The sequence below is a fragment of the Burkholderia sp. BCC0044 genome (assembly GCF_902832955.1).
Classification (GTDB): domain Bacteria; phylum Pseudomonadota; class Gammaproteobacteria; order Burkholderiales; family Burkholderiaceae; genus Burkholderia.
Genome location: NZ_CADFDO010000001.1, coordinates 446,736 through 471,493 on the forward strand (window position 1 = coordinate 446,736; position 24,758 = coordinate 471,493).

Here is a 24,758-nt window from a genome sequence, read left to right on the forward strand (position 1 = left end):
GCGCGCAAATCGAAAAACGCGCCCGTCGCGCCCGGGCCCGCCCCGGTTCTCGAGATCGAATCGCTCGACATGGAAGCGCGCGGTGTCGGCCGCACGATGACCGAGGACGGTCAGCCGGGCAAGGTGATCTTCGTCGAAGGTGCGCTGCCGGGCGAACGCGTGACCTATTCGAGCTATCGCCGCAAGCCGAGCTACGAGCAGGCAACGGTTGTCGACATTCTGCGCCCGAGTGTGATGCGCACGCAGCCGAAGTGCACGTTCTTCGGCACCTGCGGCGGCTGCTCGATGCAGCATCTCGACATGCGCGCGCAGGTGGCGGTCAAGCAGCGCGTGCTCGAAGACAACCTGTGGCACCTGGCGAAGCTGCGCGCGGAAACGATGTTCGCACCGATCCACGGTCCGTCGTGGGGCTATCGCTACCGCGCGCGCCTGACCGTGCGCAACGTCGCGAAGAAGGGCGGCGTGCTCGTCGGGTTCCACGAGAAGAAGAGCAGCTACGTGGCCGACATGACGAGCTGCGAAGTGCTGCCGCCGCACGTGTCGGCGATGCTCGTGCCGCTGCGCCGGCTCGTCGAGGGGCTGTCGATTCGCGACCGGATGCCGCAAATCGAACTCGCGGTCGGCTCGACCGTCACGGCACTCGTGCTGCGCGTGCTGGAGCCGATCAACGCGGACGACGAAGCGCTGCTGCGCGCGTTCGCGGACGAGCACAACGTGCAGTTCTGGCTGCAGCCGAAGGGGCCGGACACGGTGACGCCGTTCTATCCGCTCGACGTGTCGCTCGACTATACGCTGCCGGAATTCGGCATCCGCATGCCGTTCAAGCCGACCGACTTCACGCAGGTCAATCACCAGATCAACCGCGTGCTGGTGGGCCGTGCGCTGCGTCTGCTCGCGCCGTCGCGCGACGATCGCGTGCTCGACCTGTTCTGCGGGATCGGCAACTTCACGCTGCCGCTCGCGCGGCTGTCGCGCGAAGTGATGGGTATCGAGGGCAGCGACACGCTGACCACGCGCGCGCTCGCGAACGCACGCGAGAACGGTGTCGACGGCCACACGACGTTCGCGTGCCGGAACCTGTTCGAGGTCACGGGCGACGATCTGCGCGCGCTCGGCGCATTCGACAAGTTCCTGATCGACCCGCCGCGCGAAGGCGCGCTCGCGGTGTCGAAGGCGCTGGCCGAGATCGCGCAGAGCGGTGAAGGCCCGCTGCCGAAGCGCATCGTCTACGTGTCGTGCAATCCGTCGACGCTCGCGCGCGACGCGGGCCTGCTCGTGCACGAGGCCGGCTACCGGCTGAAGGGCGCCGGGGTCGTGAACATGTTCCCGAATACGTCGCACGTCGAATCGATCGCGCTGTTCGAGCGCGACTGAGCCGGGCGGCGGACGTAAAAAAACCGGCCCTCGGGCCGGTTTTTCATGGTGCGTGCCGAACGTCAGTTGCGGTTGCCGCCGAAGATGCCGAGCAGCGCGAGCAGGTTCGTGAACACGTTGTACAGGTCGAGGTAGATCGCGAGCGTGGCCGAGATGTAGTTCGTCTCGCCGCCGTTCACGACGCGCTGGACGTCGAACAGCATGTAGGCCGAGAAGATCGCGATCGCGAGCACCGACACGGTGAGCATCAGCGCCGGCAGGTGCAGGAACATGTTCGCGACCGACGCGAGCAGGATCACGATCACGCCCATGAACAGCCACTTGCCGAGCCCCGAGAAGTCGCGCTTGCTGACGGTGGCGATCGTCGCCATCGTGGCGAAGATGATGCCGGTGCCGCCGAACGCGAGCATGATCAGCGACGGGCCGTTCGAGAAGCCGAGGATGAAGCTCAGCAGCCGCGACAGCATCAGGCCCATGAAGAACGTGAAGCCGAGCAGCACGAACACGCCGGCTGCGCTGTTCTTGGTCCGCTCGATCGCGAACATGAAGCCGAACGCGATCGCGAAGAACGCAAGCAGGCTCATCATCGGGCTGGTGGCCGCGAACAGCGAGAAGCCCGTCGCGACGCCGACCCAGGCGCCCAGCACGGTCGGCACCATCGACAGCGCGAGCAGCCAGTACGTGTTCCGCAGCACGCGGTTGCGAACCTCGGCGGTGCTGACGGAACCGCCGCGGCCGAAATTGTACGGATAGTCGTTCATGGTTTCTCCTAACATTGAACGCGTGGGCGTCCGGGGCCGGTTCGGCGCGCGCGATGTGCGGCGCAGCAAACCAGGGCAGCTATGGCTAAGATACGTTCCGTGCCGGGAGGTTTCAATGGCCCGGCGGAACAAAATACAGGGATTCCGAACCTTTCATTCGTGTAAGGGTTCAATCGCAATGATACACGGGATCGTGCTACAATAGCGGATTCATTTGAACCTGTAACTTCTTAATTTTTTGGAGTTTTTATGGCAATCGAGCGCACCCTGTCGATCATCAAGCCGGATGCGGTGGCAAAGAACGTGATCGGCCAGATCTACAGCCGTTTCGAAGGCGCCGGCCTGAAGATCGTCGCATCGCGCATGGCGCACCTGTCGCGTGCCGACGCAGAGAAGTTCTACGCGGTTCACGCAGCGCGTCCGTTCTTCAAGGACCTCGTCGATTTCATGATCTCGGGCCCGGTGATGATCCAGGTTCTGGAAGGTGAAGGCGCGATCCTGAAGAACCGCGACCTGATGGGCGCGACGGATCCGAAGAAGGCGGAAAAGGGCACGATCCGCGCCGACTTCGCCGACAGCATCGACGCGAACGCCGTGCACGGCTCGGACGCTGCGGAAACGGCAGCGGTCGAAATCGCGTTCTTCTTCCCGGAAATCAACGTTTACTCGCGTTAAGCCCTGGCTGACAGCAAGTAGGCAGGATTCAGCGCACGCGGCAAGGCAGCACATCATGACGAGCGAAACTTCCGTCAACCTTCTCGACTTCGACGCCGAGGGTCTTGTCGCGTACTGCGGCAGCCTGGGCGAGAAGCCGTTCCGCGCCAAGCAGTTGCAGCGCTGGATCCACCAGTACAACGCCGGCGATTTCGACGGCATGACCGATCTCGCGAAGTCCCTGAGAGAAAAGCTCAAGGGCCGCGCATCGATCGTGATGCCCGACATCGCCAGCGATCACGTTTCCACCGACGGCACGCGCAAGTGGCTGATCGACGTCGGAAACGGCAATGCGGTCGAAACCGTGTTCATCCCGGAAGAGACGCGCGGCACGCTGTGCGTGTCGTCGCAGGCCGGGTGCGCGGTGAACTGCCGCTTCTGTTCGACGGGCAAGCAGGGCTTCTCCCGCAACCTGTCGACAGCCGAAATCATCGGCCAGCTCCGGATGGCCGAATTTGCATTGCGAGCGTCGCTGGGCCGCGCGCCCGGCCCGAACGGCAAGGCCGAACGGGTCGTCACCAACGTGGTGATGATGGGCATGGGCGAGCCGCTGCTGAATTACAGCGCGGTCGTCCCCGCGATGCGGCTGATGCTCGACGACAACGCGTACGGCCTGTCGCGCCGTCGCGTCACGCTGTCCACGTCCGGCGTGGTGCCGATGATGGACCGCCTCGGCGCCGAGTTGCCGGTCGCGCTGGCCGTTTCGCTGCATGCGCCGAACGATGCGCTGCGCGACGAGCTGGTGCCGCTCAACAAGAAGTATCCGCTGCGCGAGCTGATGGCCGCGTGCCAGCGTTATCTGAAGGTCGCGCCGCGCGACTTCATCACGTTCGAATACTGCATGCTCGACGGCGTCAACGACACCGAAGCGCATGCGCGCGAACTGCTGGCCGTCACGCGTGACGTGCCGTGCAAGTTCAACCTGATCCCGTTCAATCCGTTTCCGGAATCGGGCCTCATCCGCTCGAAGCCGGAGCAGATCAAGCGCTTCGCGCAGGTCCTCATCGACGCGGGTGTCGTCACGACCGTGCGCAAGACGCGCGGCGACGACATCGACGCCGCGTGCGGGCAACTGGCCGGCGCGGTGAAGGATCGCACGCGCCTCGCGGAGCGAACGGGCGCAGCAGGAAAAATCATCGAAGTTCGGGCAGTTTGACGGGGGCACCTGGCCGGGGTGCCCGAACCCTTTGGCGGTGCAACACGCGAATAGCGATCGGTCGCGGCGCCTCGGCGCCGCGCATGGTATGAACCGTTGCGGGTGCCGGCCGGCAGGAGCCGGCGGCAGCCGCCAGTGAAGAAGAATCGACGCGAGGACAAGGATGAGTGAGCCGCAGCCGTCTAACGGCGCAGAGACGAATGCCGCGAAGTCGGCACCGGCCGGACTGGAATCGCTGGCGGCGGTCGGCAGCCGGCTGGCGCAGCTTCGGGAGACGAAGGGCTGGTCGGTCGACGACGTGTCGGCGCGACTCAAGGTCGCACCGCAAAAGCTCCGGGCGCTCGAGGCCGGCGACATCAGCCATTTGCCCGGCGTGACGTTCGCGCTCGGCGTCGTGCGCAGCTACGCGAAGATGCTCGGCGTCGATCCGGAGCCGTTCGCGCAGGCGCTGCGCCGCGAGCGCGGGGTACCGGAAGTCGACCTGTCGATGCCTGCGTCGTCGGGCACGGATCTGCCGCGCGGCCGCGTGTCGATTCCGCTGGGCGGCTCGTCGCGCCACCATCCGTGGCTGTGGGGAACGGGGATCGTCATCGTCGCGGTGGTCGCCGTACTGATGTGGCACACTGGCGGCGATTCGTCGAGCCTGCTCGCACGCTTCAAGGGCGGCGACGCCGAACATGCGTCGGCAGCGAGCGCGGCGACGGCATCGTCGTCTACCGAAGAAGCGGCGACGACCGGCGCGTCGGCGGTGGTTGCGAATGAGGTTCCGGCCCCGGCTGCTGCATCGGCTGGGCCGGCGCAGGCGATGGCGTCGGCCGTTCCGGCGCCTGCGGCCCCGGTCGCGATGGCGGCTGTGTCGCAGCCCGTGGCGGCAACGGCGGCGGCAAGCACCGCGGCGCCGGCCCAGCCGGCGAGCGTCGTGGTGGCGGCGGGCCAGTCGATGGTCGAACTGAAGGTCAAGCAGGATTGCTGGTTCAGCGTGCGCGACAAGAACGGCAAGGAGCTGTTCTCGGCGCTGGTGCGTGCCGGCGAAACGAAGCAGGTGGCCGGTGACGGGCCGTTCAAGGTCACGATCGGCAACAAGGCCGGCCTCGACGCGGTTGCGTTCGACGGAAAACCGGTCGATCCGGCAAAATATTCGGCAGCGCGGGGTAACGTGGCGCGGTTCACGTTGCCCTGACGTCAAGCGCCGTGGCGAAGGCCTGTCGCCGATATCGGCAGGCCGTGAGGGCACGGCGCTTTTTCAATTCATGCGCCGCGTCGCGGCGCATTCCGCGTAAATGGATCTATCGATGCAATCCGAAGCTCAATCCCCACGCAGCAGTCAGATTTGTTCAACCGAGCCGGTGTTCGGCGGGCATCAGCCGCGCCGCGTATCGCATGCGGTGGATGTCCGCTGGGGCGGGCAACTGGTGACGATCGGCGGCGACGCGCCGGTGCGCGTGCAGTCGATGACGAATACCGACACGGCCGACGCGATCGGCACGGCGATCCAGATCAAGGAACTCGCGAATGCGGGCTCCGAACTGGTGCGCATCACGGTCAACACGCCCGAAGCCGCGGCCGCCGTGCCGGCGATTCGCGAGCAGCTCGACCGGATGGGCGTGACCGTGCCGCTCGTCGGCGATTTCCACTACAACGGCCACCTGCTGCTGCGCGACTACCCGGGCTGCGCGGAGTCGCTGTCGAAGTACCGGATCAATCCCGGTAACGTCGGTCAGGGCGCGAAGCGCGACACGCAGTTCGCGCAGATGATCGAGGCGGCGGCGAAGTACGACAAGCCGGTGCGGATCGGCGTGAACTGGGGCAGCCTCGACCAGGATCTGCTCGCACGCATGATGGACGAGAACGGCGCGCGTGCGCAGCCGTGGGACGCGCAGAGCGTGATGTACGAGGCGCTGATCCAGTCGGCGATCGGCTCGGCCGAACGCGCGGTCGAGCTCGGCCTCGGCCGCGACCGCATCGTGCTGTCGTGCAAGGTCAGCGGCGTGCAGGACCTGATCGCCGTGTACCGCGAACTCGGCCGCCGCTGCGGCTTCGCGCTGCACCTCGGGCTGACCGAGGCCGGCATGGGCTCGAAGGGCATCGTCGCGTCGACGGCCGCGCTCGGCGTGCTGCTGCAGGAAGGGATCGGCGACACGATCCGCATCTCGCTGACGCCGGAACCGGGCGCGTCGCGCACGGGCGAGGTGATCGTCGGCCAGGAAATCCTGCAGACAATGGGCCTGCGCTCGTTCGCGCCGATGGTGATCGCGTGCCCGGGCTGCGGCCGCACGACGAGCACGCTGTTCCAGGAGCTCGCGATGCAGATCCAGACGTATCTGCGCGAGCAGATGCCCGCGTGGCGCAAGGAATATCCGGGCGTCGAGAAGATGAACGTCGCGGTGATGGGCTGCATCGTCAACGGCCCGGGCGAATCGAAGCACGCGAACATCGGCATCAGCCTGCCGGGTTCGGGCGAGAACCCGGCCGCGCCCGTCTTCATCGACGGCGAGAAGGTCAAGACGCTGCGCGGCGAGCGGATCGCCGAGGAATTCCAGCAGATCGTCAGCGACTACGTCGCACGCAATTACGGCCGCACCGAGGCCCTGAACTAATTCGTCCACACACACGAACGATGACTGAACAGAAACGCAAGATCGAGAAGCTCACCGGCGTCAAGGGCATGAACGACATCCTTCCGCAGGATGCCGGCCTGTGGGAGTTCTTCGAAGCTACCGTGAAATCGCTGCTGCGCGCGTACGGCTACCAGAACATCCGCACGCCGATCGTCGAACACACGCAGCTGTTCACGCGCGGCATCGGCGAAGTCACGGACATCGTCGAGAAGGAGATGTACAGCTTCACCGACGCGCTGAACGGCGAGAACCTGACGATGCGCCCGGAAAACACCGCGGCCGTCGTGCGTGCGTCGATCGAGCACAACATGCTGTACGACGGCCCGAAGCGCCTGTGGTACATCGGCCCGATGTTCCGTCACGAGCGTCCGCAGCGCGGCCGCTATCGCCAGTTCCACCAGGTCGGCGTCGAGGCGCTCGGCTTCGCGGGCCCGGATGCGGATGCCGAGATCATCATGATGTGCCAGCGCCTGTGGGACGACCTCGGCCTGACCGGCATCAAGCTCGAGATCAACTCGCTCGGCCTCGCCGAAGAGCGCGCCGCGCACCGCGTCGAACTGATCAAGTACCTCGAGCAGTTCGCCGACGTGCTCGACGAGGACGCGAAGCGCCGCCTGTATACGAACCCGCTGCGCGTGCTCGACACGAAGAATCCCGCGCTGCAGGACATCGCGCAGAACGCGCCGAAGCTGATCGACTTCCTCGGCGACGAATCGCGCGCGCACTTCGAAGGGCTGCAGCGCCTGCTGCTCGCGAACAACATTCCGTTCAAGATCAACCCGCGTCTCGTGCGCGGCCTCGATTACTACAACCTGACCGTGTTCGAGTGGGTGACCGACAAGCTCGGCGCGCAGGGCACGGTCGCGGCCGGCGGCCGCTACGATCCGTTGATCGAGCAGCTCGGCGGCAAGCCGACCGCCGCATGCGGTTGGGCGATGGGCATCGAGCGGATCCTCGAACTGCTGAAGGAAGAGGATCTGGCGCCCGAGCAGGAAGGCGTCGACGTCTACGTCGTGCACCAGGGCGACACGGCACGCGAACAGGCGTTCATCGCGGCCGAGCGCCTGCGCGACACGGGCCTCGACGTGATCTTCCACTGCAGCGCCGACGGCGCGCCGGCGAGCTTCAAGTCGCAGATGAAGCGGGCCGATGCGAGCGGCGCCGCGTTCGCGGTGATCTTCGGCGAAGAAGAGGTCGCGAACGGCACGGTGGGCGTGAAAGCGTTGCGCGGCGCGGGTGCGGAAGGGGAAAAGAACGTTCAGCAGACCGTACCGGTCGAAAGCTTGACCGAATTCCTAATCAATGCGATGGTTGCATCCGCCGAAGACGGCGACGACTGATCGCGCTGGCATCCGCTCGACAAGAAAAGCCTGAACAGGAAGAAGGAATCGCTCGCCGATGAGTTATCACGACGAACAAGAATCGATTGAAAGTCTCAAGGCGTGGTGGGCCCGCTGGGGCAACCTCACCACGTGGATCGTGCTCGCGGCGCTCGTCGTCGCGGCCGGTTTCAACGGCTGGAACTACTGGCAGCGCCGTCAGGCTGCCGAGGCGTCCGGGCTGTACGAGCAGGTCCAGAAGGCCGCCGCCGCGAACGACAAGGCGACGATGGCCCGCGCGGCCGCCGACATGGAAGACAAGTTCGGCAGCACGCCGTATGCGCAGATGACGGCGCTCGCGGCCGCGAAGACGCTGTATGCGGCCGGCGACGCGGCAGGCGCGAAGGCGCAGCTGCAATGGGCGGCCGATCACGCCAAGGACGAAGAGTACAAGCAGATCGCGAAGCTGCGTCTCGCGTCGCTGCTGCTCGACGAGAAGGCGTACGATGCGGGCCTCGCGCTGCTGTCGGGCACGCCGGTCGATGCATTCAAGGGCCTCGTGGCCGATCGTCGCGGCGATCTGCTGGCCGCGCAAGGCAAGACCGACGATGCGCGCGCGGCCTACAAGCTCGCGCTCGACGGCCTGTCGAAGGACGACCAGTCCGCGCGCCAGCTCGTGCAGTTCAAGCTGGACGCGCTCGGCGGCTGAATCCCGGTCCCCTCAACCTCTTAACTCTGCTTCGCTAACCGATGAATTTGCTGAAACGTTACGCTGTGCCCGTTGCCTGCGCGGCGGCTGTCCTCGCTTTGGCGGCTTGCTCGTCGTCGAAGGACGCGCGCCGCGTGCCGACGCCGCTCACCGAGTTCAAGCCCGTCATGGACGTGCAACAGGTCTGGAAGGCGAGCGTCGGCAAGGGCGGACGCTACCTGTTCTCGCCGGTGGCCGTGGGCGACGCCGTCTATGCGGCGGGCGAAAACGGTTCGGTCGAGAAGATCGACGCGAAGACGGGCCAGACGCTGTGGCGCTCGAAGGTCGGTTCGGACCTGTCGGCCGGGGTCGGCAGCGACGGCAACCTGACCGCGGTCGGTGCGTTGAAGGGCGGCGTGTTCGTGCTGGGCCCGGACGGCAAGCAGCTGTGGAAGACCAGCGTGCAGGGCGAGATCTTCTCGCCGCCGCTCGTCGGCAACGGCCTCGTGGTCGTCCGCACGATCGACGGCCAGGTGATCGCGTTCAACGCGCAGACGGGCGAGCAGAAGTGGAACTACCGCAACCGCGCGGTGCCGCTGAACCTGCGCGTGTCGGCCGGCATGACGTTCGCGGGCGACGCGGCCGTGCTCGCGGGCTTCCCGGGCGGCGGTCTGGTCGCGATCAATCTGCAGACGGGCGAGCCGTTCTGGCAGACCCCGGTGTCGTTCCCGAAGGGCGTGACCGAGGTCGAGCGCATCAACGACGTCAGCGGCCCGCCGACGCTCGTGGGCGCGGAAGCTTGCGCGGTGACGTTCCAGGGTCAGCTCGGCTGCTTCGATGCGAACTCGGGCCGTCCGCTGTGGGAAAAGCCGTTCTCGAGCCGCAGCGGCCTCGCGCAGGACGATTCGGTGGTCGCCGGCGGCGACGACTGGTCGGTCGTCACCGCGTACGACGCGGCCACGGGCAACCAGCTCTGGCGCAACGACAAGCTGAAGAGCCGTGACGTCGGCGTGCCGTACCTGCTCGGGCACGCGGTCGTGATGGGCGATTACAAGGGCTTCGTGCACTTCCTGTCGCGCGAGGACGGCAGCTTCATCGCGCGGATGAAGACCGACGGCAGCGCGATCACGGCGGCGCCGGTCCTCGCGGGCAATACGCTCGTCGTGCAGACGAAGGACGGCGGCCTGTACGGGTTCCGCCCGCGCTGACGCGCAGGAAACCGGTGCGGCCGTGGCGCGGCGGGCCGGTCCCGCGCGCCGCGGCCGCGCGACTTGAAGGCGGCCGGCGCTCCCGGCCGCTCGGTATTTGAAAGGCAGTTCGAGACGAAAGACGACGGCGCGCAACGCGCGCCGGGCGCGCGCATCCGGCGCGGCGCGAATTCGTGATATTTTCATTCAGCGCAGCCGCCCGCAGCAGCGGGCCTCCCGCTGCTGCGCATCACCGTAGAAAACACAGATGAAACCGGTCATTGCCCTCGTTGGGCGCCCCAATGTGGGGAAATCCACGCTGTTCAACCGGCTCACGCGCTCGCGCGATGCGCTGGTCGCCGACTTGCCCGGCCTGACGCGCGATCGCCATTACGGCGAAGGGCGCGTCGGCGCACGGCCTTACCTGGTCGTCGATACGGGCGGCTTCGAACCCGTCGCGAAGGACGGCATCCTGCACGAAATGGCGCGCCAGACGCGGCAGGCGGTCGAGGAAGCCGACGTCGTCGTGTTCATCGTCGACGGCCGCAACGGGCTCGCGCCGCAGGACAAGTCGATCGCCGACTACCTGCGCAAGACCGGCCGGCCGATCTTCCTCGTCGTCAACAAGGCCGAGGGGATGAAGTACACGGCGGTCGCGACGGACTTCTACGAGCTCGGCCTCGGCGATCCGCGCGCGATCTCCGCCGCGCACGGCGACGGCGTGACCGACATGATCAACGAGGCGCTGGAAGTCGCGTATGCGGGCCAGCCCGAGGAAGCGGACGAGGACGATCCGTCGCGCGGCATCAAGATCGCCATCGTCGGCCGGCCGAACGTCGGCAAGTCGACGCTCGTCAACGCGCTGATCGGCGAGGACCGCGTGATCGCGTTCGACATGCCGGGCACGACGCGCGATTCGATCTACGTCGACTTCGAGCGTAACGGCAAGAAATACACGCTGATCGACACGGCCGGCCTGCGACGCCGCGGCAAGGTGTTCGAGGCGATCGAGAAGTTCTCGGTCGTGAAGACGCTGCAGTCGATCTCCGACGCGAACGTCGTCATTCTTCTGCTGGATGCGCAGCAGGACATTTCCGACCAGGACGCGCACATCGCCGGCTTCGTCGTCGAGCAGGGCCGCGCGCTCGTGATCGGCGTCAACAAGTGGGACGGCCTTGACGACCACGCGCGCGACCGCGCGAAAGCGGATTTGACCCGCAAGCTGAAATTCCTCGACTTCGCGAAGTCGCACTACATTTCGGCCGCGAAGAAGACGGGCATCGGCGCGCTGATGCGCTCGGTCGACGACGCGTACGCGGCGGCGATGGCGAAACTGCCGACGCCGAAGCTCACGCGCGCGCTGATCGAGGCTGTCGAATTCCAGCAGCCGCGCCGTCGCGGCCCGGTGCGTCCGAAGCTGCGCTACGCGCACCAGGGCGGCCAGAATCCGCCGCTGATCGTGATCCACGGCAACGCGCTCGACGCGGTGACGGAAACGTACAAGCGTTACCTCGAAAACCGATTCCGCGAAACTTTCTCGCTGACCGGGACTCCATTGCGCATAGAGTTCCGTTCGTCGAACAACCCGTACGCGGACAAGGGCTGAAGCACGCCCCGCAAGGCATTGGCCGTATGGCCAGTGGCCGGGCGGGGCAGGCAAAATCAGCTATAGTGTAGCGATTGGCGCCGGATCTCTTTTTCTTCGTCGCCAATCCAGATCAACCTGCAAAAAAAGATGGAGTACGCCATGAGCAACAAAGGGCAATTGTTACAAGACCCGTTTTTGAACGCACTGCGCAAAGAGCACGTTCCCGTTTCGATCTACCTCGTCAACGGCATCAAGCTTCAAGGGAACATTGAATCGTTCGACCAGTACGTCGTGTTGCTCCGTAATACGGTGACCCAGATGGTTTACAAACACGCCATCTCGACGGTCGTGCCGGCGCGCCCGGTGAATTTCCACCCGGACGCGGAAGCCTCGTCCTAACCTATCGCAGCGGCCGGCATCCGGTCGCCGCGAGCGACCGATGCCAGCCGCCTTATCTTGACACCCGATAATTTGATCAACGCAGCGCTCGTCGGCATCGATTTCGGCAAGACCGATTTCGAAGCCAGTCTCGAAGAACTCAGTCTTCTCGCCTCCAGTGCGGGGGCCCGTCCCGCCGTCACCCTCACCGGGCGTCGCGCCAGTCCCGATGCCAAGATGTTCATCGGCAGCGGCAAAGCCGAAGAACTGCGGCTTGCCTGCGACGCGCACAACGTCGAAATCGTCATCTTCAACCACGCCCTCGCACCGGCCCAGCAACGCAATCTGGAGCAGGCGCTTAACCGGCGCGTGGTCGATCGCACGAGCCTCATCCTCGACATCTTCGCGCAGCGTGCCCGCAGCCACGAAGGCAAGCTGCAGGTCGAGCTCGCGCAGCTGCAATACCTGTCGACCCGGCTGATTCGCGCGTGGACCCACCTCGAGCGGCAAAAGGGCGGTATCGGCCTGCGCGGCCCCGGCGAAACCCAGCTCGAAACCGACCGCCGGCTGATCGGCGAACGCATCAAGATGCTGAAGTCGCGGCTCGACCGGCTGCGCCGCCAGCACAGCACGCAGCGCCGGCAGCGCGCGCGCAGCGGCACGATGTCGGTGTCGCTCGTCGGCTATACGAACGCGGGCAAGTCGACGCTGTTCAATGCGCTGACGAAAGCGCAGGCGTACGCGGCCGACCAGCTGTTCGCGACGCTCGATACGACGTCGCGGCGCGTGTACCTCGGCGACGAGGTCGGGCAGATCGTCGTGTCCGATACGGTCGGGTTCATCCGCGAGCTGCCTCACCAGCTCGTCGCGGCGTTCCGCGCGACCCTCGAGGAAACGATCCACGCGGATCTGCTGCTGCATGTGGTCGATGCGTCGAGCGCGGTCCGGCTCGAGCAGATCGAGCAGGTCAACGGCGTGTTGCACGAGATCGGTGCGGACACGATCCGGCAGGTCCTGGTGTTCAACAAGATCGACGCCGTGCCCGAGCTGGCGGCCCGCGGCGACGCGGTCGAGCGGGACGAGTATGGTAATATTTCGCGCGTCTTTTTGAGCGCACGCACCGGTCAGGGTCTCGATACGTTGCGTGCCGCCATCGCCGAAATCGCCTCCGCGGAACACCTTTCCAGCGCGACGTTACCCGACGCGCTCGATGGCACGTCCGCTGAACCACACGAAGACCACACGATTTCCGAACACGGGCGCTAACCGGTCCCGGCCGGTTCGCCGGCGTCCAATCTGGTGAACAAACTCTGGTGAACGAATACAACGAGCGGAGTACCTGGCGGCGGATGCGCGCCTTGCTGTCGATCAACGATCCCCGCTGGGGACGCGGCGAAGGCAATGGCAAGGACGGATCCCGTCCGCGCGCGAACGAATCGAAGCGTCCGCCAGGCGGAGACGGCGACGGTCCGCCCGATCTCGACGAGATGTGGCGCAACTTCAACCGGCGCCTGAGCGGCCTGTTCGGCGGCAAGGGCGGCAACGGCTTCCGTCCCGACAACGGCCGGGCCGCACGCGTCGGCGTCGGCATCGTGATCGGCGTGCTGGTCGCGGTCTATGCGGGCAGCGGGCTGTTCGTCGTGCAGGAAGGCCAGACGGGCGTCGTGCTGCAGCTCGGCAAGCTGTCCGGCACGGTCGGCCAGGGCGTGCACTGGCGCGCGCCGTATCCGTTCGCGTCGCACGAGATCGTCGATACGTCGCAGGTCCGCTCGATCGAGATCGGCCGCAACAACGTCGTGCGCCTCGCGAACGTGAAGGAAGCGGCGATGCTGACGCGCGATGCCGATATCGTCGACGTGCGCTTCATCGTCCAGTACCGGATCCGTTCCGCCACCGATTACCTGTTCCGCAGCGTCGATCCCGAGCGCAGCGTGTCGCAGGCCGCGCAGGCCGCGGTGCGCGCGATCGTCGGCACGCGCAGCGCGGCCGACATGCTGAACCAGGATCGCGACGCGCTGCGCGAGCAGCTTGCCACCGCGATCCAGCGCGATCTCGACCGCTACCAGTCGGGGCTCGAGGTGACGGCCGTCACGATGCAGAGCGTCGCGGCGCCCGAGCAGACCCAGGCCGCGTACGCCGAAGTCGCGAAGGCGCGTGACGAGCGCGAGGCCGCGAAGCGCGCCGCGCAGGCGTATGCGAGCGACCTGCTGCCGAAGGCGCAGGGCGACGCGGCGAAGCTCGTCGACGAGGCGAAGGCGTATGCCGATCGCGTGGTCACCGAAGCCGAAGGCGACGCGGACCGCTTCAAGCAGGTCTACGCGCAGTACTCGAAGGCGCCCGCGGTCATCCGCGAGCGGATGTATCTCGAGACGATGCAGGAAATCTATTCGAACGCGACGAAGGTGTTCGTCGGCAACAAGGGCGGCAACAGCGTCGTCTATCTGCCGCTCGACAAGCTCGTCGAGCAGGGGCGGCAAAACGCCGCGGCGTCGACCGGCGCGTCCGCACCCGATGCGGCGTCGGCACCGGCGGCCACGGCGCCGGCGGCAGCCGCTGCCGCGCCGGCGAGCGCCGCACCGGCCGCCACCGCGTCGGGTGTCGACGTGCTGCGATCGCGCGAAGCGTTTCGCAGCCGTTCGCGTGAAGACGATACGAAGTAACGGGGAACGCAGAACATGAACCGAATCATTGCGCTCGTCGTCGCAATCGTGATCGTTGCCTTCGCGGCGTCGTCGACGGTCCTCACCGTCGATCCGCGCCACGCGGCCGTGCTGTCGGGCCGCGACGGCACGCAGCCGGAGCTCGCGGGGCCCGGCGTCCACTTCAAGCTGCCGCCGCCGCTGCAGACGGCCACGCTGATCGACACGCGCCTGCAGTCGCTCGAGTCGTCCGATCCGCTGCAACTGGCAACCGAAGACAAGCACGACCTGCTCGTCGCGTATGCGGTGAAGTACCGGATCAGCGATCCGATGAAATATTTCACCGCGACGGGCGGCGACCCGGCGGCGGCGGCCGACCGGCTGTCGGGCGCGCTGAAGGGTGCGCTCGGCGATGCATTCGCCAAGCGCGCGCTCGACGATGCCCTCGGCGGTCAGCGCGCGATCGCCGATGCGGCGCGCGATGCGGCGAAGGCGCAAGCGTCCGGTTTCGGAGTCGACGTGGTCGACGTCCAGCTGACGCGTGTCGACCTGCCAGCCGCGCAGACGGATGCCGTCTATCAACGGATGATCGGCGCGTTGCGCGATCAGGCGGCGCAAGTGCGTGCGCAAGGCGCGGCCGACGTCGAGCAGATCAAGGCCGACGCCGAACGCGAGCAGCAGGCCGTGCTCGCGAACGCGTACAAGTCCGCGCAGACGATCAAGGGCGAGGGCGACGCGAAGGCCGCGACGATCGCCGCCGATGCGTTCGGCCGCGATCCGCAGTTCTATCAGTTCTACGCGAGCCTGCAGGCCTACCGGAATACGTTCAAGCGCAACGACATCATCGTCGTCGATCCCGACAGCGAGTTCTTCCGCTTCATGCGCAGCCCGACGGGCGGTGCCGCACCGGCGGCGCCTGCTCCCCGCAAACATTGACCTTGGGGCGCCGCGTCGAGCGGCGCCGTCGCTCGCATGGACCTGGCTGGCTCGTTGTTGCTCGCAGTAGCGCTGATGCTGATCATCGAGGGGGCGTTCCCCTTCGTGTTTCCCGTCGCCTGGCGCGACACGTTTCGTAGAATAGCCGAGCGGCCGCCGCATCATATCCGGATCGGCGGGCTGATCGTGATGGTGCTCGGACTCGTGCTGCTGTTGCTCGCGACCTGACCGGCGCCCCGATCCGGACGGCGCATCCGCCGTTCGTCCCGCCCGATTTCGAAGTTCCGATTCAACTCGCGGCGCGCGTGTCGCGCGCCGTTTCCCGTCGTAGGACCGTACCGATGTCGACCTGGTTACTTCCCGAGAATATCGCCGACGTGCTGCCGTCGGAAGCGCGCAAGATCGAGGAGCTGCGCCGCAGGCTGCTCGACCGCTTCCGTTCGTACGGCTACGAAATGGTGATGCCGCCGCTGCTCGAGTATCTCGAATCGCTGCTGACGAGCGGCGGCGCCGATCTGCGCCTGCGCACCTTCAAGCTGGTCGATCAGCTGTCGGGCCGTACGCTCGGCCTGCGCGCGGACATCACGCCGCAGGTCGCACGGATCGACGCGCATTTGCTGAACCGTCAGGGCGTGACGCGCCTCTGCTACGCGGGCCACGTGATGCATACGCGTCCGCGCGGCCTGCACGCGACGCGCGAGCAGATCCAGATCGGCGCAGAAATCTACGGCCACGCCGGGCTCGAGGCCGATCTCGAGATCCAGCAACTGATGCTCGACGCGCTGCATCTCGCGGGCCTGTCGCGCATCCGTCTCGACCTCGGCCACGCGGGCGTGCTCGCGGCGCTGCTGGCGCGCGACGCGCAGGCCGCCGAGCGCGGCGAGTCGCTGTACGACGCGCTGTCGGGCAAGGACGTGCCGCTGCTGAACGAACTCACCGACGATCTCGGCGCCGATACGCGTGCCGCGCTGCGCGCGCTGCCGAACCTGTACGGCGACGCGAGCGTGCTCGCCGAGGCGCGCGCGCGCCTGCCGGTGCTGCCCGAAATCACGCGGGCGCTCGATGATCTCGCGCAGCTTGCGGCGCAGGCGAAGGGCGTCGAAGTCGCGATCGATCTCGCGGACCTGCGCGGCTACGCGTATCACAGCGGCGCGATGTTCAGCGCATACATCGACGGCGTGCCGAACGCGATCGCGCGCGGCGGCCGTTACGACCACGTGGGGCAGGCCTATGGCCGCGCCCGTCCGGCCACGGGCTTCTCGCTCGACCTGCGCGAGCTCGCGCGGATTTCGCCGGTCGAGGCGCGCGGCACCGCGATTCTCGCGCCGTGGGCGCAGGACGACGCGCTGGGCGCGGCGGTCGCGGCGCTGCGCGATGCGGGCGAGGTCGTGATCCAGGCGCTGCCGGGCCACGACCACGTGCTCGACGAATTCGCATGCGATCGTTCGCTCGTCGAGCGCAACGGCGCATGGGTGGTCGAACCCCGATAAAGCGGTGTTCGCGGGCCGTGCTTCGGCGTGCATATCGTTGAAGCGAAACGGAAAAATTCGGAATCGCCCGCGAACATAGGTAGAATACGTTTTTAACCAGCTAACGAATCAACATGTCTGCCAGCGCAGTGAACGTGACTCCCGGGCGCAATGTCGTCGTCGTGGGAACGCAATGGGGTGATGAAGGCAAGGGCAAGATCGTCGACTGGCTGACGGACCACGCTCAGGGCGTCGTGCGTTTCCAGGGCGGTCACAACGCCGGCCACACCCTCATCATCGGCGGCAAGAAAACGATCTTGCGCCTCATTCCGTCGGGCATCATGCGTGAAGGCGTCGCCTGCTACATCGGCAACGGCGTCGTTCTGTCCCCCGAAGCACTGTTCAAGGAAATCGGCGAGCTCGAAGAAGCCGGCGTGAACGTGCGCGACCGCCTGTTCATCTCCGAAGCCACGACGCTGATCCTGCCGTACCACATCGCGATCGACCAGGCGCGCGAAGCGCGCAAGGGCGCGGGCAAGATCGGTACGACCGGCCGCGGCATCGGCCCCGCGTACGAAGACAAGGTCGGCCGCCGCGCGCTGCGCGTGCAGGATCTGTTCGACGCGAAGACCTTCGCCGATCGCCTGCGCGAAAATCTCGATTTCCACAATTTCGTGCTGACCCAGTATCTGGGCGGTGCGGCCGTCGATTTCCAGGCCACGCTCGACACGATGCTCGGCTATGCCGACCGCCTGAAGCCGATGGTGGCCGACGTGTCGCGCCGCCTGTACGACGCGAACAACGCGGGCCAGAACCTGTTGTTCGAAGGCGCGCAAGGCACGCTGCTCGACATCGACCACGGCACCTATCCGTTCGTCACGTCGAGCAACTGCGTCGCCGGTGCGGCGTCGGCCGGCGCGGGCGTCGGTCCGCAGAAGCTCAACTACATCCTCGGCATCACGAAGGCGTATTGCACGCGCGTCGGCTCGGGCCCGTTCCCGAGCGAGCTGTACGATGCGGACAACCCGCAGCGTCAGGACCAGATCGGCGTCACGCTCGCGAACGTCGGCAAGGAATTCGGTTCGGTCACCGGCCGTCCGCGCCGCACCGGCTGGCTCGATGCGGCCGCGCTGCGCCGCTCGATCCAGATCAATGGCGTGTCGGGCCTGTGCATGACGAAGCTCGACGTGCTCGACGGCCTCGACGAAGTCAAGCTGTGCGTCGGTTACCACGTCGACGGCAAGGACGTGGACATCCTGCCGCGCGGCGCGGTCGATGTCGCGCGTTGCGAACCGGTGTACGAGACGTTCCCCGGCTGGAAGGAAAGCACCGTCGGGATCAATACGTGGGACGCGCTGCCGGCGAATGCGCGGGCCTACCTCGCCCGCGTCCAGGAAGTGGCTGGCGTGCCGGTCGACATGGTGTCGACGGGCCCGGACCGCGACGAAACGATCCTGCTCCGCCATCCGTTCAAGGTGTAATTCCCAGATGACGCAGCAAATCACGATGACGGCGGCAGACTTGATGACCGATCCGCGCAACGACGACAAGAACCTGTGGGTAGGCTGGGACGAGTATCACCGTCTGATCGAGCTGCTCGCGCTCCAGGTGCATGCGTCGGGCTGGAAGTTCGACCAGATCCTGTGCCTCGCGCGCGGCGGCCTGCGCGTCGGCGATCAGTTGTCGCGCATCTACGACGTGCCGCTCGCGATCCTTGCGACGAGTTCGTACCGGGAAGCGGCCGGCACCGAGCAGGGCGAGCTCGACATCGCGCAGTACATCACGATGACGCGCGGCCATCTCGCGGGCAACGTGCTGCTGGTCGACGACCTCGTCGATTCGGGCGTCACGCTCGCGCGCGTGCAGGAGCACCTGAAGGAGCGCTATCCGGCGGTCACGGCCGTGCGCTCGGCCGTGCTCTGGTACAAGGGTTGCTCGAAGGTCAAACCCGACTATCACACGCAGTTCCTGCCGACGAATCCGTGGATTCATCAGCCGTTCGAGGAGTGGGACACGGTGCGTCCGCACAACCTCGAGGCGTGGATCAAGCGCGGTCGCGCGCAGCGCGACGGTTCGGGCGCGTAAGCGGCCGGCCGATCGAAGGAAAGCCTTGCACGGCGCCGCTTGCGGCGCCGTTTTTCGTTGGTGCGCGCGTTGCGCCACGCGGCGTGCCGCGCACCCGATAGGCAGACGGCGCGGCCCCGGCTATGATGGCAGCCCTGCCACAGGTCGCGTCGGATTGCATGCGCCGCGTGGATCACGTGGTTCCACGGCAACACGGCAGGGCGGCGTTTCACGGGGGCGCGAGTAGAATAGCGCTCGTTTTGTCCGACCCGGACCCGATTATTACGCTTCATATGAACGACACGACTCACGCGACCGACGCCGCCCACGCGCCGCATTCGACGCAACAACACTCGATGCGGGCGCTCGCGATAGCAGCCATCGGCGTCGTGTTCGGCGACATCGGCACCAGCCCGCTGTATTCGCTCAAGGAGGCGTTCAGCCCCGCGCACGGCATCCCGCTGACCGAAGGGTCGATTCTCGGCGTGATCTCGCTGCTGTTCTGGGCCATCGTGCTGGTGGTCGGCGTCAAATACCTGCTGTTCGTGATGCGGGCGGACAACAACGGCGAAGGCGGCGTGCTCGCGCTGATGGCGCTGTCGCTGCGGCCGCTCGATTCCAGGACCCGGGTCGCGGGCGCGCTGATGGCGCTCGGGATATTCGGCGCGTGCATGTTCTACGGGGACGCGGTGATCACGCCGGCGATCTCGGTGATGTCGGCCGTCGAAGGTCTCGAGATCGCGACGCCGCATCTTTCTCACCTCGTGCTGCCGATCACGATCGTGATCCTGATCGCGCTGTTCTGGATCCAGCGGCACGGTACCGCGCTGGTCGGCAAGCTGTTCGGCCCGATCATGGTGCTGTGGTTCATCGTGATCGCGGCACTCGGCGTGTACCACATCGTGCGCGTGCCGGGCATCATCGCGGCGATCAATCCGTATTACGCGGCGTCGTTCATGGCCGACCACCTGCTGCAGGCCTACGTTGTGCTCGGCTCGGTCGTGCTGGTGCTGACCGGCGCGGAAGCGCTCTACGCGGACATGGGCCACTTCGGCGCAAAGCCGATCCGGTACGCCGCGTACGGGCTCGTGATGCCGTCGCTCGTGCTGAACTACTTCGGCCAGGGTGCGCTGCTGATCCAGAATCCGAAAGCGATCGAGAACCCGTTCTTCCTGCTGGCGCCCGAATGGGGGCTGCTGCCGCTCGTCGTGCTGTCGACGGTCGCGACCGTGATCGCGTCGCAGGCCGTGATCTCGGGCGCGTATTCGCTGACGTCGCAGGCGATCCAGCTCGGCTACGTGCCGCGCATGAAGGTGCTGCATACGTCGGAGCTCGCGATCGGCCAGATCTACGTGCCGGTCGTGAACTGGCTGCTGCTGGCCGTGATCCTCTGTATCGTCGTCGGCTTCAAGAGCTCGGACAACCTCGCGGCCGCGTACGGCATCGCGGTGACGGCGACGATGGTGATCACGACCGTGCTCGCGTGCGTCGTGATGGTGAAGGTGTGGAACTGGAACCGGCTGCTGGTCGGCGCGATCATCGCGGTGTTCCTCGCGATCGACCTCGGCTTTTTCGGCGCGAACCTGCTCAAGGTCGCGCAGGGCGGCTGGCTGCCGCTCGGCATCGGCGCGCTGTTGTTCTTCCTGCTGATGACCTGGTACAAGGGGCGTCACATCGTCAAGGAACGCACGGCGGCCGACGGTATCCCGCTCGAGCCGTTCCTGCAGGGGCTGCTCGCGCATCCGCCGCACCGCGTGTCGGGCACCGCGATCTACCTGACCGGCAACGACAAGCTTGTGCCCGTCAGCCTGCTGCACAACCTGAAGCACAACAAGGTGCTGCACGAGCGGACCATTTTCCTGACGTTCGTCACGCGCGACATTCCGTACGTGCGCGACGACAAGCGCCAGACGTCGCGCGATGCGGGCGGCGGGCTGTACATCGTCAAGGCCGAGTACGGCTTCAACGAGACGCCGGACGTGAAGGCCGTGCTCGAGGAATTCGGCCGCACGCACGACATGACGTTCGAGCTGATGGACACGTCGTTCTTCCTCGCGCGCGAAACGGTCGTGCCGACGCATCTGCCGGGCATGTCGATCTGGCGCGAGCGCGTGTTCGCGTGGATGCACCAGAACGCCGCGAAGCCGACCGATTTCTTCGCGATTCCGGCGAACCGCGTCGTCGAGCTCGGGACGAAGATCGAGATCTGACCGGGCGCAGCGGGGCCGCGCATGCGGCCCGTGCCGATCAGGCTGTGCGCTTCGCCGAAGCCATAAAAAAACCCGCCTTCCGGCGGGTTTTTTTGTGCGTCGACGCCTTCGCGTGCTCAGCGCTTGAGCTTCGCGAATGCCGCAGCCATCGCGCCGGCCGGTTCCGGCTCGCGCGAACGCTGCGGGCGGGCGGCGCCGCGCCCCGCGTTGCCGCGATCCTGGCCGCCGCGCGGGGCCGTGCCGGGCGCGGCCGCGTCGTCGTCGAGGCGCATCGTCAGCGCAATGCGCTGGCGCTTCACGTCGACGTCGATCACCTTCACCTTGACGACCTGGCCGGCCTTCACGACTTCGTGCGGATCCTTGATGAACTTCGTCGACATCGCGGACACGTGGACGAGGCCGTCCTGGTGCACGCCGATATCCACGAACGCGCCGAAGGCGGCGACGTTCGTCACGACGCCTTCGAGCGTCATGCCCGGCACGAGATCCGAGACCTTCTCGACGCCCTCGCGGAACGTGGCCGTCTTGAATTCGGGGCGCGGATCGCGGCCCGGCTTCTCCAGTTCGGCCAGGATGTCGCGTACGGTCGGCAGGCCGAAACGTTCGTCAACAAATTCCGTCGGGGACAGGCCCGACAGCGCTTCGCGGTTGCCGAGCACGTCGTCGATGCGCTTGTTGATCTTCGCGAGCATCCGTTCGACGACCGGATACGCTTCCGGGTGCACCGACGAGCGGTCGAGCGGATTCTCGCCGCCGTTGATGCGCAGGAAGCCGGCGGCCTGTTCGAAGGTCTTGTCGCCGAGGCGCGGCACCTTGCGCAGGTGCTCGCGCGACGGGAACGGGCCGTTCGCATCGCGGTAGTCGACGATGTTGCGCGCGAGCGTCGCGTTCAGGCCCGATACGCGGGCGAGCAGCGGGGCCGACGCGGTGTTCGCGTCGACGCCGACCGCGTTCACGCAATCCTCGACGACCGCGTCGAGCGAGCGGGCGAGTTCGCGCTGGTTCACGTCGTGCTGGTACTGGCCGACGCCGATCGCCTTCGGCTCGATTTTCACGAGCTCGGCGAGCGGGTCCTGCAGACGGCGCGCGATCGAGACCGCGCCGCGCAGCGACACGTCGAGATCCGGGAATTCCTTCGCGGCGAGCTCGGACGCCGAGTAGACCGACGCGCCGGCTTCCGACACGACGATCTTCTGCAGGCGCAGCTCCGGGTGTTTCGCGATCAGTTCGCTCGCGAGCTTGTCGGTTTCGCGCGACGCGGTGCCGTTGCCGATGCTGATCAGCTCGGCCTGCGTCTGCGCGGCGATGCGCGCGAGTTTCGCGATCGAGCCGTCCCAGTCGCGGCGCGGCTCGTGCGGGTAGATCGTGTCGGTCGCGAGCACCTTGCCGGTGCGGTCGACCACCGCGACCTTCACGCCCGTGCGCAGGCCGGGGTCGAGGCCGATCACGGCCTTCGGGCCGGCCGGCGCGGCCAGCAGCAGGTCGTTCAGGTTGCGCGCGAACACGCGGATCGCTTCGGTTTCGGCCGTTTCGCGCAGCTGCGTGAGCAGTTCGTTCTCGATATGCGGCTGCACCTTCACGCGCCAGCACCAGCGGCAGACGTCGGACAGCCATTTGTCGGCCGGACGGTTCTGGTTCGCGATGCCGAAATGGCGCGCGATCATCGCCTCGCCCGGATGCGGCACCTGCGCGTCGAGTTCCTCGCCGAGGCCGAGCTTGACCGTCAGCACGCCCGCGTTGCGGCCGCGGAACAGCGCGAGCGCGCGATGCGACGGCACGGTCTTGATCGTTTCCGCGTAGTCGTAATAGTCGCGGAATTTCTCGCCTTCCTCGTTTTCCTTGCCCTCGACGACGGCCGACGACACGACGCCCTGGCTGTGCAGGTAGTCGCGCAGCTTGCCGAGCAGCTCGGCCGTCTCGCCGAACTGTTCGGACAGGATGTCGCGCGCGCCGTCGAGCGCGGCCTTCACGTCGGCGACGCCCTTGTCGGCGTCGACGTACGCGGCGGCCTCGGCCTGCGGGTCGAGCAGCGGGTTCGCGAGCAACGCCTGCGCGAGCGGCTCGAGGCCGGCTTCGCGGGCGATCTGCGCGCGCGTGCGGCGCTTCGGCTTGTACGGCAGATAAAGGTCTTCGAGCACCTGTTTGCTGTCGGCCGCATCGATCGCGGCACGCAGTTCGTCGGTCAGCTTGCCCTGTTCGTCGATGCTCGACAGGATCGCGGCGCGGCGATCCTCGAGTTCGCGCAGGTACAGGAGGCGTTCCTCGAGGTTGCGCAGCTGCGTGTCGTCCAGGTTGCCGGTCACTTCCTTGCGGTACCGGGCAATGAACGGAACGGTCGAGCCTTCGTCGAGGAGTTGCACGGCCGCCGCGACCTGGCGCGGCTGGACGGACAGTTCGGTGGCGATGCGCTGTACGATCTTGAGTGCTACGGTTTCCGTCATGTCGTGGATGGTCTGTCTGCCTGCTGAAATCGCGGCGCGGGCCGGCAGCCCCGAAGCGGCGGGCTGCCCGGCGGGCCCGACGGGCCGGAGGCCGCGGGTGAATGAAGCGGGGCATTTTGCCATAAATGGCGGAGCGTCCAGCCGGGGGTGATAGAATTTGACACATGTCCCGCAGCTTTCCTACGACGTTGCCAACTTCCCGTATTTCTCTCGTCGCGCTCGGCGCAGCGCTCGCCGCGGCTTTGTCTGCCGGGCCTTCCGGTGCATTCGCGCAGGCCTCGGACGCCGCCGCGTCCGCGCCCGTTGCCGCTTCCGCCGCCCCGGATTTCGACGCCCGTCAAAAAGTGCTCAATCAACGCTCCGCGGAAAACGATTATCGTTATGCGGTGGCGGAGCACGATTGCTACAGCAAGTTCTTCGTCAATCACTGTCTCGGCAAGGCGCGCGACCAGATGCGCGAGGAGCGGGCGAGCATTCGCCAGGAGCAGCTCGCGCTCAACGACGAGCAGCGCGCGGTGCGAGCGCAGCAGCGCGACCAGCAGCAGGCGCTGAAGCAGGCCCAGAACGCGGCGGAAGCGCCGCAGCGGGCGGCCAACGACGCGGCGAACGCGGCTGCATTCCGCGACAAGCAGGAGCAGAATGCACTGAAGCAGGCGCAGCGCGGCGCGGAAGGGCCGCAACGCGCGGCGAGCAAGCAGGCATACGACCAGAAGCAGGCGGATTTCCAGCGCAAGCTCGATCAGGCGCACCAGCAGGCTGCGCAGAAAGCGCAGGAGCGGGCCGACAACGCCACGCGCTACGAGCAGAAGCAGAAGGAAGCCGCGCAGCACAAGGCCGATGTCGAGCGGCGTCAGCAGGAAGCGGCCGAGAAGGCCAAGCAGCAGCAACAGCAGGGGCAGTAACGTGTTGAATTGATCGGGATCAGTCTCGGGCGCGTCGGCACGCCGGTCGTCGCGCTGCTTCGATGAGGAGGCAAGTATGCAAAACCGTCACACGGAACAGCAGCAGGAATTGCACAACCGTTTGGCTGCATTGCAGGAGCAGCACCAGCAGCTCGCTCGGGAGATCGAGCTGAAGGAAGGGCACTCCGACATCGACGACATCACGCTGCACCGGCTGAAGAAGGAAAAGCTGGCGGCCAAGGACAAAATCATTTTGCTGCAATCGCAGCTCGAACCGGATAAGCGCGCCTGAGCGCGGCCTGGCAAGCGCCGGC

At 66.5% G+C, this 24,758-nt stretch carries 22 protein-coding genes; 20 read left to right on the forward strand and 2 right to left on the reverse strand.

Annotated features, from left to right (window positions below):
* Nucleotides 1-69: 69 nt before the first annotated feature.
* The gene (gene rlmD / locus HWX14_RS02025) at nt 70-1,374 is read left to right on the forward strand and encodes a 23S rRNA (uracil(1939)-C(5))-methyltransferase RlmD (protein ID WP_347879817.1); all 1,305 of its coding nucleotides are present in this window, start codon (nt 70-72) and stop codon (nt 1,372-1,374) included.
* Between the two features lie 62 nt (nt 1,375-1,436).
* Here the strand turns inward: rlmD and HWX14_RS02030 are convergent, their stop codons facing one another.
* A complete protein-coding gene (locus HWX14_RS02030) occupies nt 1,437-2,135 on the reverse strand; it encodes a Bax inhibitor-1/YccA family protein (protein WP_175881340.1) in 699 nt (232 codons plus the stop codon).
* Nucleotides 2,136-2,384: 249 nt separating this feature from the next.
* Here HWX14_RS02030 and ndk point away from each other — a divergent pair, with 249 nt between their 5' ends.
* The 17 genes from ndk to HWX14_RS02115 all read left to right on the forward strand — a co-directional run bounded on the left by ndk (nt 2,385) and on the right by HWX14_RS02115 (nt 21,101).
* Nucleotides 2,385-2,810, forward strand: a complete 426-nt coding sequence (gene ndk / locus HWX14_RS02035) for a nucleoside-diphosphate kinase (protein WP_175881341.1) — start codon at nt 2,385-2,387, stop codon at nt 2,808-2,810.
* Nucleotides 2,811-2,865: 55 nt separating this feature from the next.
* On the forward strand, nt 2,866-4,005 hold the full coding sequence (rlmN, locus tag HWX14_RS02040) for a 23S rRNA (adenine(2503)-C(2))-methyltransferase RlmN (RefSeq protein WP_011549686.1): 1,140 nt from the start codon (nt 2,866-2,868) through the stop codon (nt 4,003-4,005).
* Nucleotides 4,006-4,168: 163 nt separating this feature from the next.
* The gene (locus HWX14_RS02045) at nt 4,169-5,185 is read left to right on the forward strand and encodes a helix-turn-helix domain-containing protein (RefSeq protein WP_175881342.1); all 1,017 of its coding nucleotides are present in this window, start codon (nt 4,169-4,171) and stop codon (nt 5,183-5,185) included.
* 112 nt (nt 5,186-5,297) lie between these two features.
* Nucleotides 5,298-6,602, forward strand: coding sequence for a flavodoxin-dependent (E)-4-hydroxy-3-methylbut-2-enyl-diphosphate synthase (ispG, locus tag HWX14_RS02050; protein ID WP_027806072.1), 1,305 nt, complete (start codon nt 5,298-5,300; stop codon nt 6,600-6,602).
* Nucleotides 6,603-6,622: 20 nt separating this feature from the next.
* A complete protein-coding gene (hisS, locus tag HWX14_RS02055; protein ID WP_011549689.1) occupies nt 6,623-7,963 on the forward strand; it encodes a histidine--tRNA ligase in 1,341 nt (446 codons plus the stop codon).
* Between the two features lie 58 nt (nt 7,964-8,021).
* On the forward strand, nt 8,022-8,651 hold the full coding sequence (locus HWX14_RS02060; RefSeq protein ID WP_006761402.1) for a tetratricopeptide repeat protein: 630 nt from the start codon (nt 8,022-8,024) through the stop codon (nt 8,649-8,651).
* 41 nt (nt 8,652-8,692) lie between these two features.
* A complete protein-coding gene (gene bamB, locus HWX14_RS02065; protein WP_175881343.1) occupies nt 8,693-9,838 on the forward strand; it encodes an outer membrane protein assembly factor BamB in 1,146 nt (381 codons plus the stop codon).
* A 247-nt stretch (nt 9,839-10,085) separates the two neighbouring features.
* Nucleotides 10,086-11,423 (forward strand): ribosome biogenesis GTPase Der, encoded by a 1,338-nt coding sequence (gene der, locus HWX14_RS02070; RefSeq protein WP_044848985.1) that lies wholly within the window; start codon nt 10,086-10,088, stop codon nt 11,421-11,423.
* A gap of 141 nt (nt 11,424-11,564) precedes the next feature.
* Nucleotides 11,565-11,804, forward strand: coding sequence for an RNA chaperone Hfq (hfq, locus tag HWX14_RS02075; RefSeq protein ID WP_006399927.1), 240 nt, complete (start codon nt 11,565-11,567; stop codon nt 11,802-11,804).
* 72 nt (nt 11,805-11,876) lie between these two features.
* On the forward strand, nt 11,877-13,049 hold the full coding sequence (hflX, locus tag HWX14_RS02080) for a GTPase HflX (protein ID WP_006483315.1): 1,173 nt from the start codon (nt 11,877-11,879) through the stop codon (nt 13,047-13,049).
* Between the two features lie 47 nt (nt 13,050-13,096).
* On the forward strand, nt 13,097-14,443 hold the full coding sequence (hflK, locus tag HWX14_RS02085) for an FtsH protease activity modulator HflK (RefSeq protein WP_175881344.1): 1,347 nt from the start codon (nt 13,097-13,099) through the stop codon (nt 14,441-14,443).
* Between the two features lie 15 nt (nt 14,444-14,458).
* Nucleotides 14,459-15,358: a protease modulator HflC gene (hflC, locus tag HWX14_RS02090; protein WP_175881345.1), complete on the forward strand. Its 900-nt coding sequence runs from the start codon at nt 14,459-14,461 to the stop codon at nt 15,356-15,358.
* Between the two features lie 36 nt (nt 15,359-15,394).
* The gene (locus HWX14_RS02095) at nt 15,395-15,586 is read left to right on the forward strand and encodes a DUF2065 domain-containing protein (RefSeq protein WP_006478685.1); all 192 of its coding nucleotides are present in this window, start codon (nt 15,395-15,397) and stop codon (nt 15,584-15,586) included.
* Between the two features lie 113 nt (nt 15,587-15,699).
* Entirely contained in the window at nt 15,700-16,848 is a 1,149-nt protein-coding gene (locus tag HWX14_RS02100; protein ID WP_175881346.1) for an ATP phosphoribosyltransferase regulatory subunit, read from the forward strand.
* 113 nt (nt 16,849-16,961) lie between these two features.
* On the forward strand, nt 16,962-18,308 hold the full coding sequence (locus HWX14_RS02105; RefSeq protein WP_175881347.1) for an adenylosuccinate synthase: 1,347 nt from the start codon (nt 16,962-16,964) through the stop codon (nt 18,306-18,308).
* A gap of 7 nt (nt 18,309-18,315) precedes the next feature.
* The gene (locus HWX14_RS02110) at nt 18,316-18,912 is read left to right on the forward strand and encodes a phosphoribosyltransferase (RefSeq protein ID WP_006478688.1); all 597 of its coding nucleotides are present in this window, start codon (nt 18,316-18,318) and stop codon (nt 18,910-18,912) included.
* Between the two features lie 272 nt (nt 18,913-19,184).
* On the forward strand, nt 19,185-21,101 hold the full coding sequence (locus HWX14_RS02115; RefSeq protein WP_175881348.1) for a potassium transporter Kup: 1,917 nt from the start codon (nt 19,185-19,187) through the stop codon (nt 21,099-21,101).
* A 116-nt stretch (nt 21,102-21,217) separates the two neighbouring features.
* On the opposite strand, the gene HWX14_RS02120 is transcribed toward HWX14_RS02115, so the two are convergent.
* Nucleotides 21,218-23,542 carry a Tex family protein gene (locus HWX14_RS02120; RefSeq protein ID WP_175881349.1) on the reverse strand — a complete coding sequence of 775 codons (2,325 nt, stop codon included), beginning with the start codon at nt 23,540-23,542 and terminating at the stop codon, nt 21,218-21,220.
* Nucleotides 23,543-23,706: 164 nt separating this feature from the next.
* Between HWX14_RS02120 and HWX14_RS02125 the strand changes: the two genes are divergently transcribed.
* Nucleotides 23,707-24,444 carry a hypothetical protein gene (locus tag HWX14_RS02125; protein ID WP_175881350.1) on the forward strand — a complete coding sequence of 246 codons (738 nt, stop codon included), beginning with the start codon at nt 23,707-23,709 and terminating at the stop codon, nt 24,442-24,444.
* Between the two features lie 76 nt (nt 24,445-24,520).
* Complete coding sequence (locus HWX14_RS02130; RefSeq protein WP_006478692.1) at nt 24,521-24,736, forward strand: YdcH family protein; 216 nt, start codon at nt 24,521-24,523, stop codon at nt 24,734-24,736.
* The last annotated feature ends 22 nt before the right edge of the window (nt 24,737-24,758 follow it).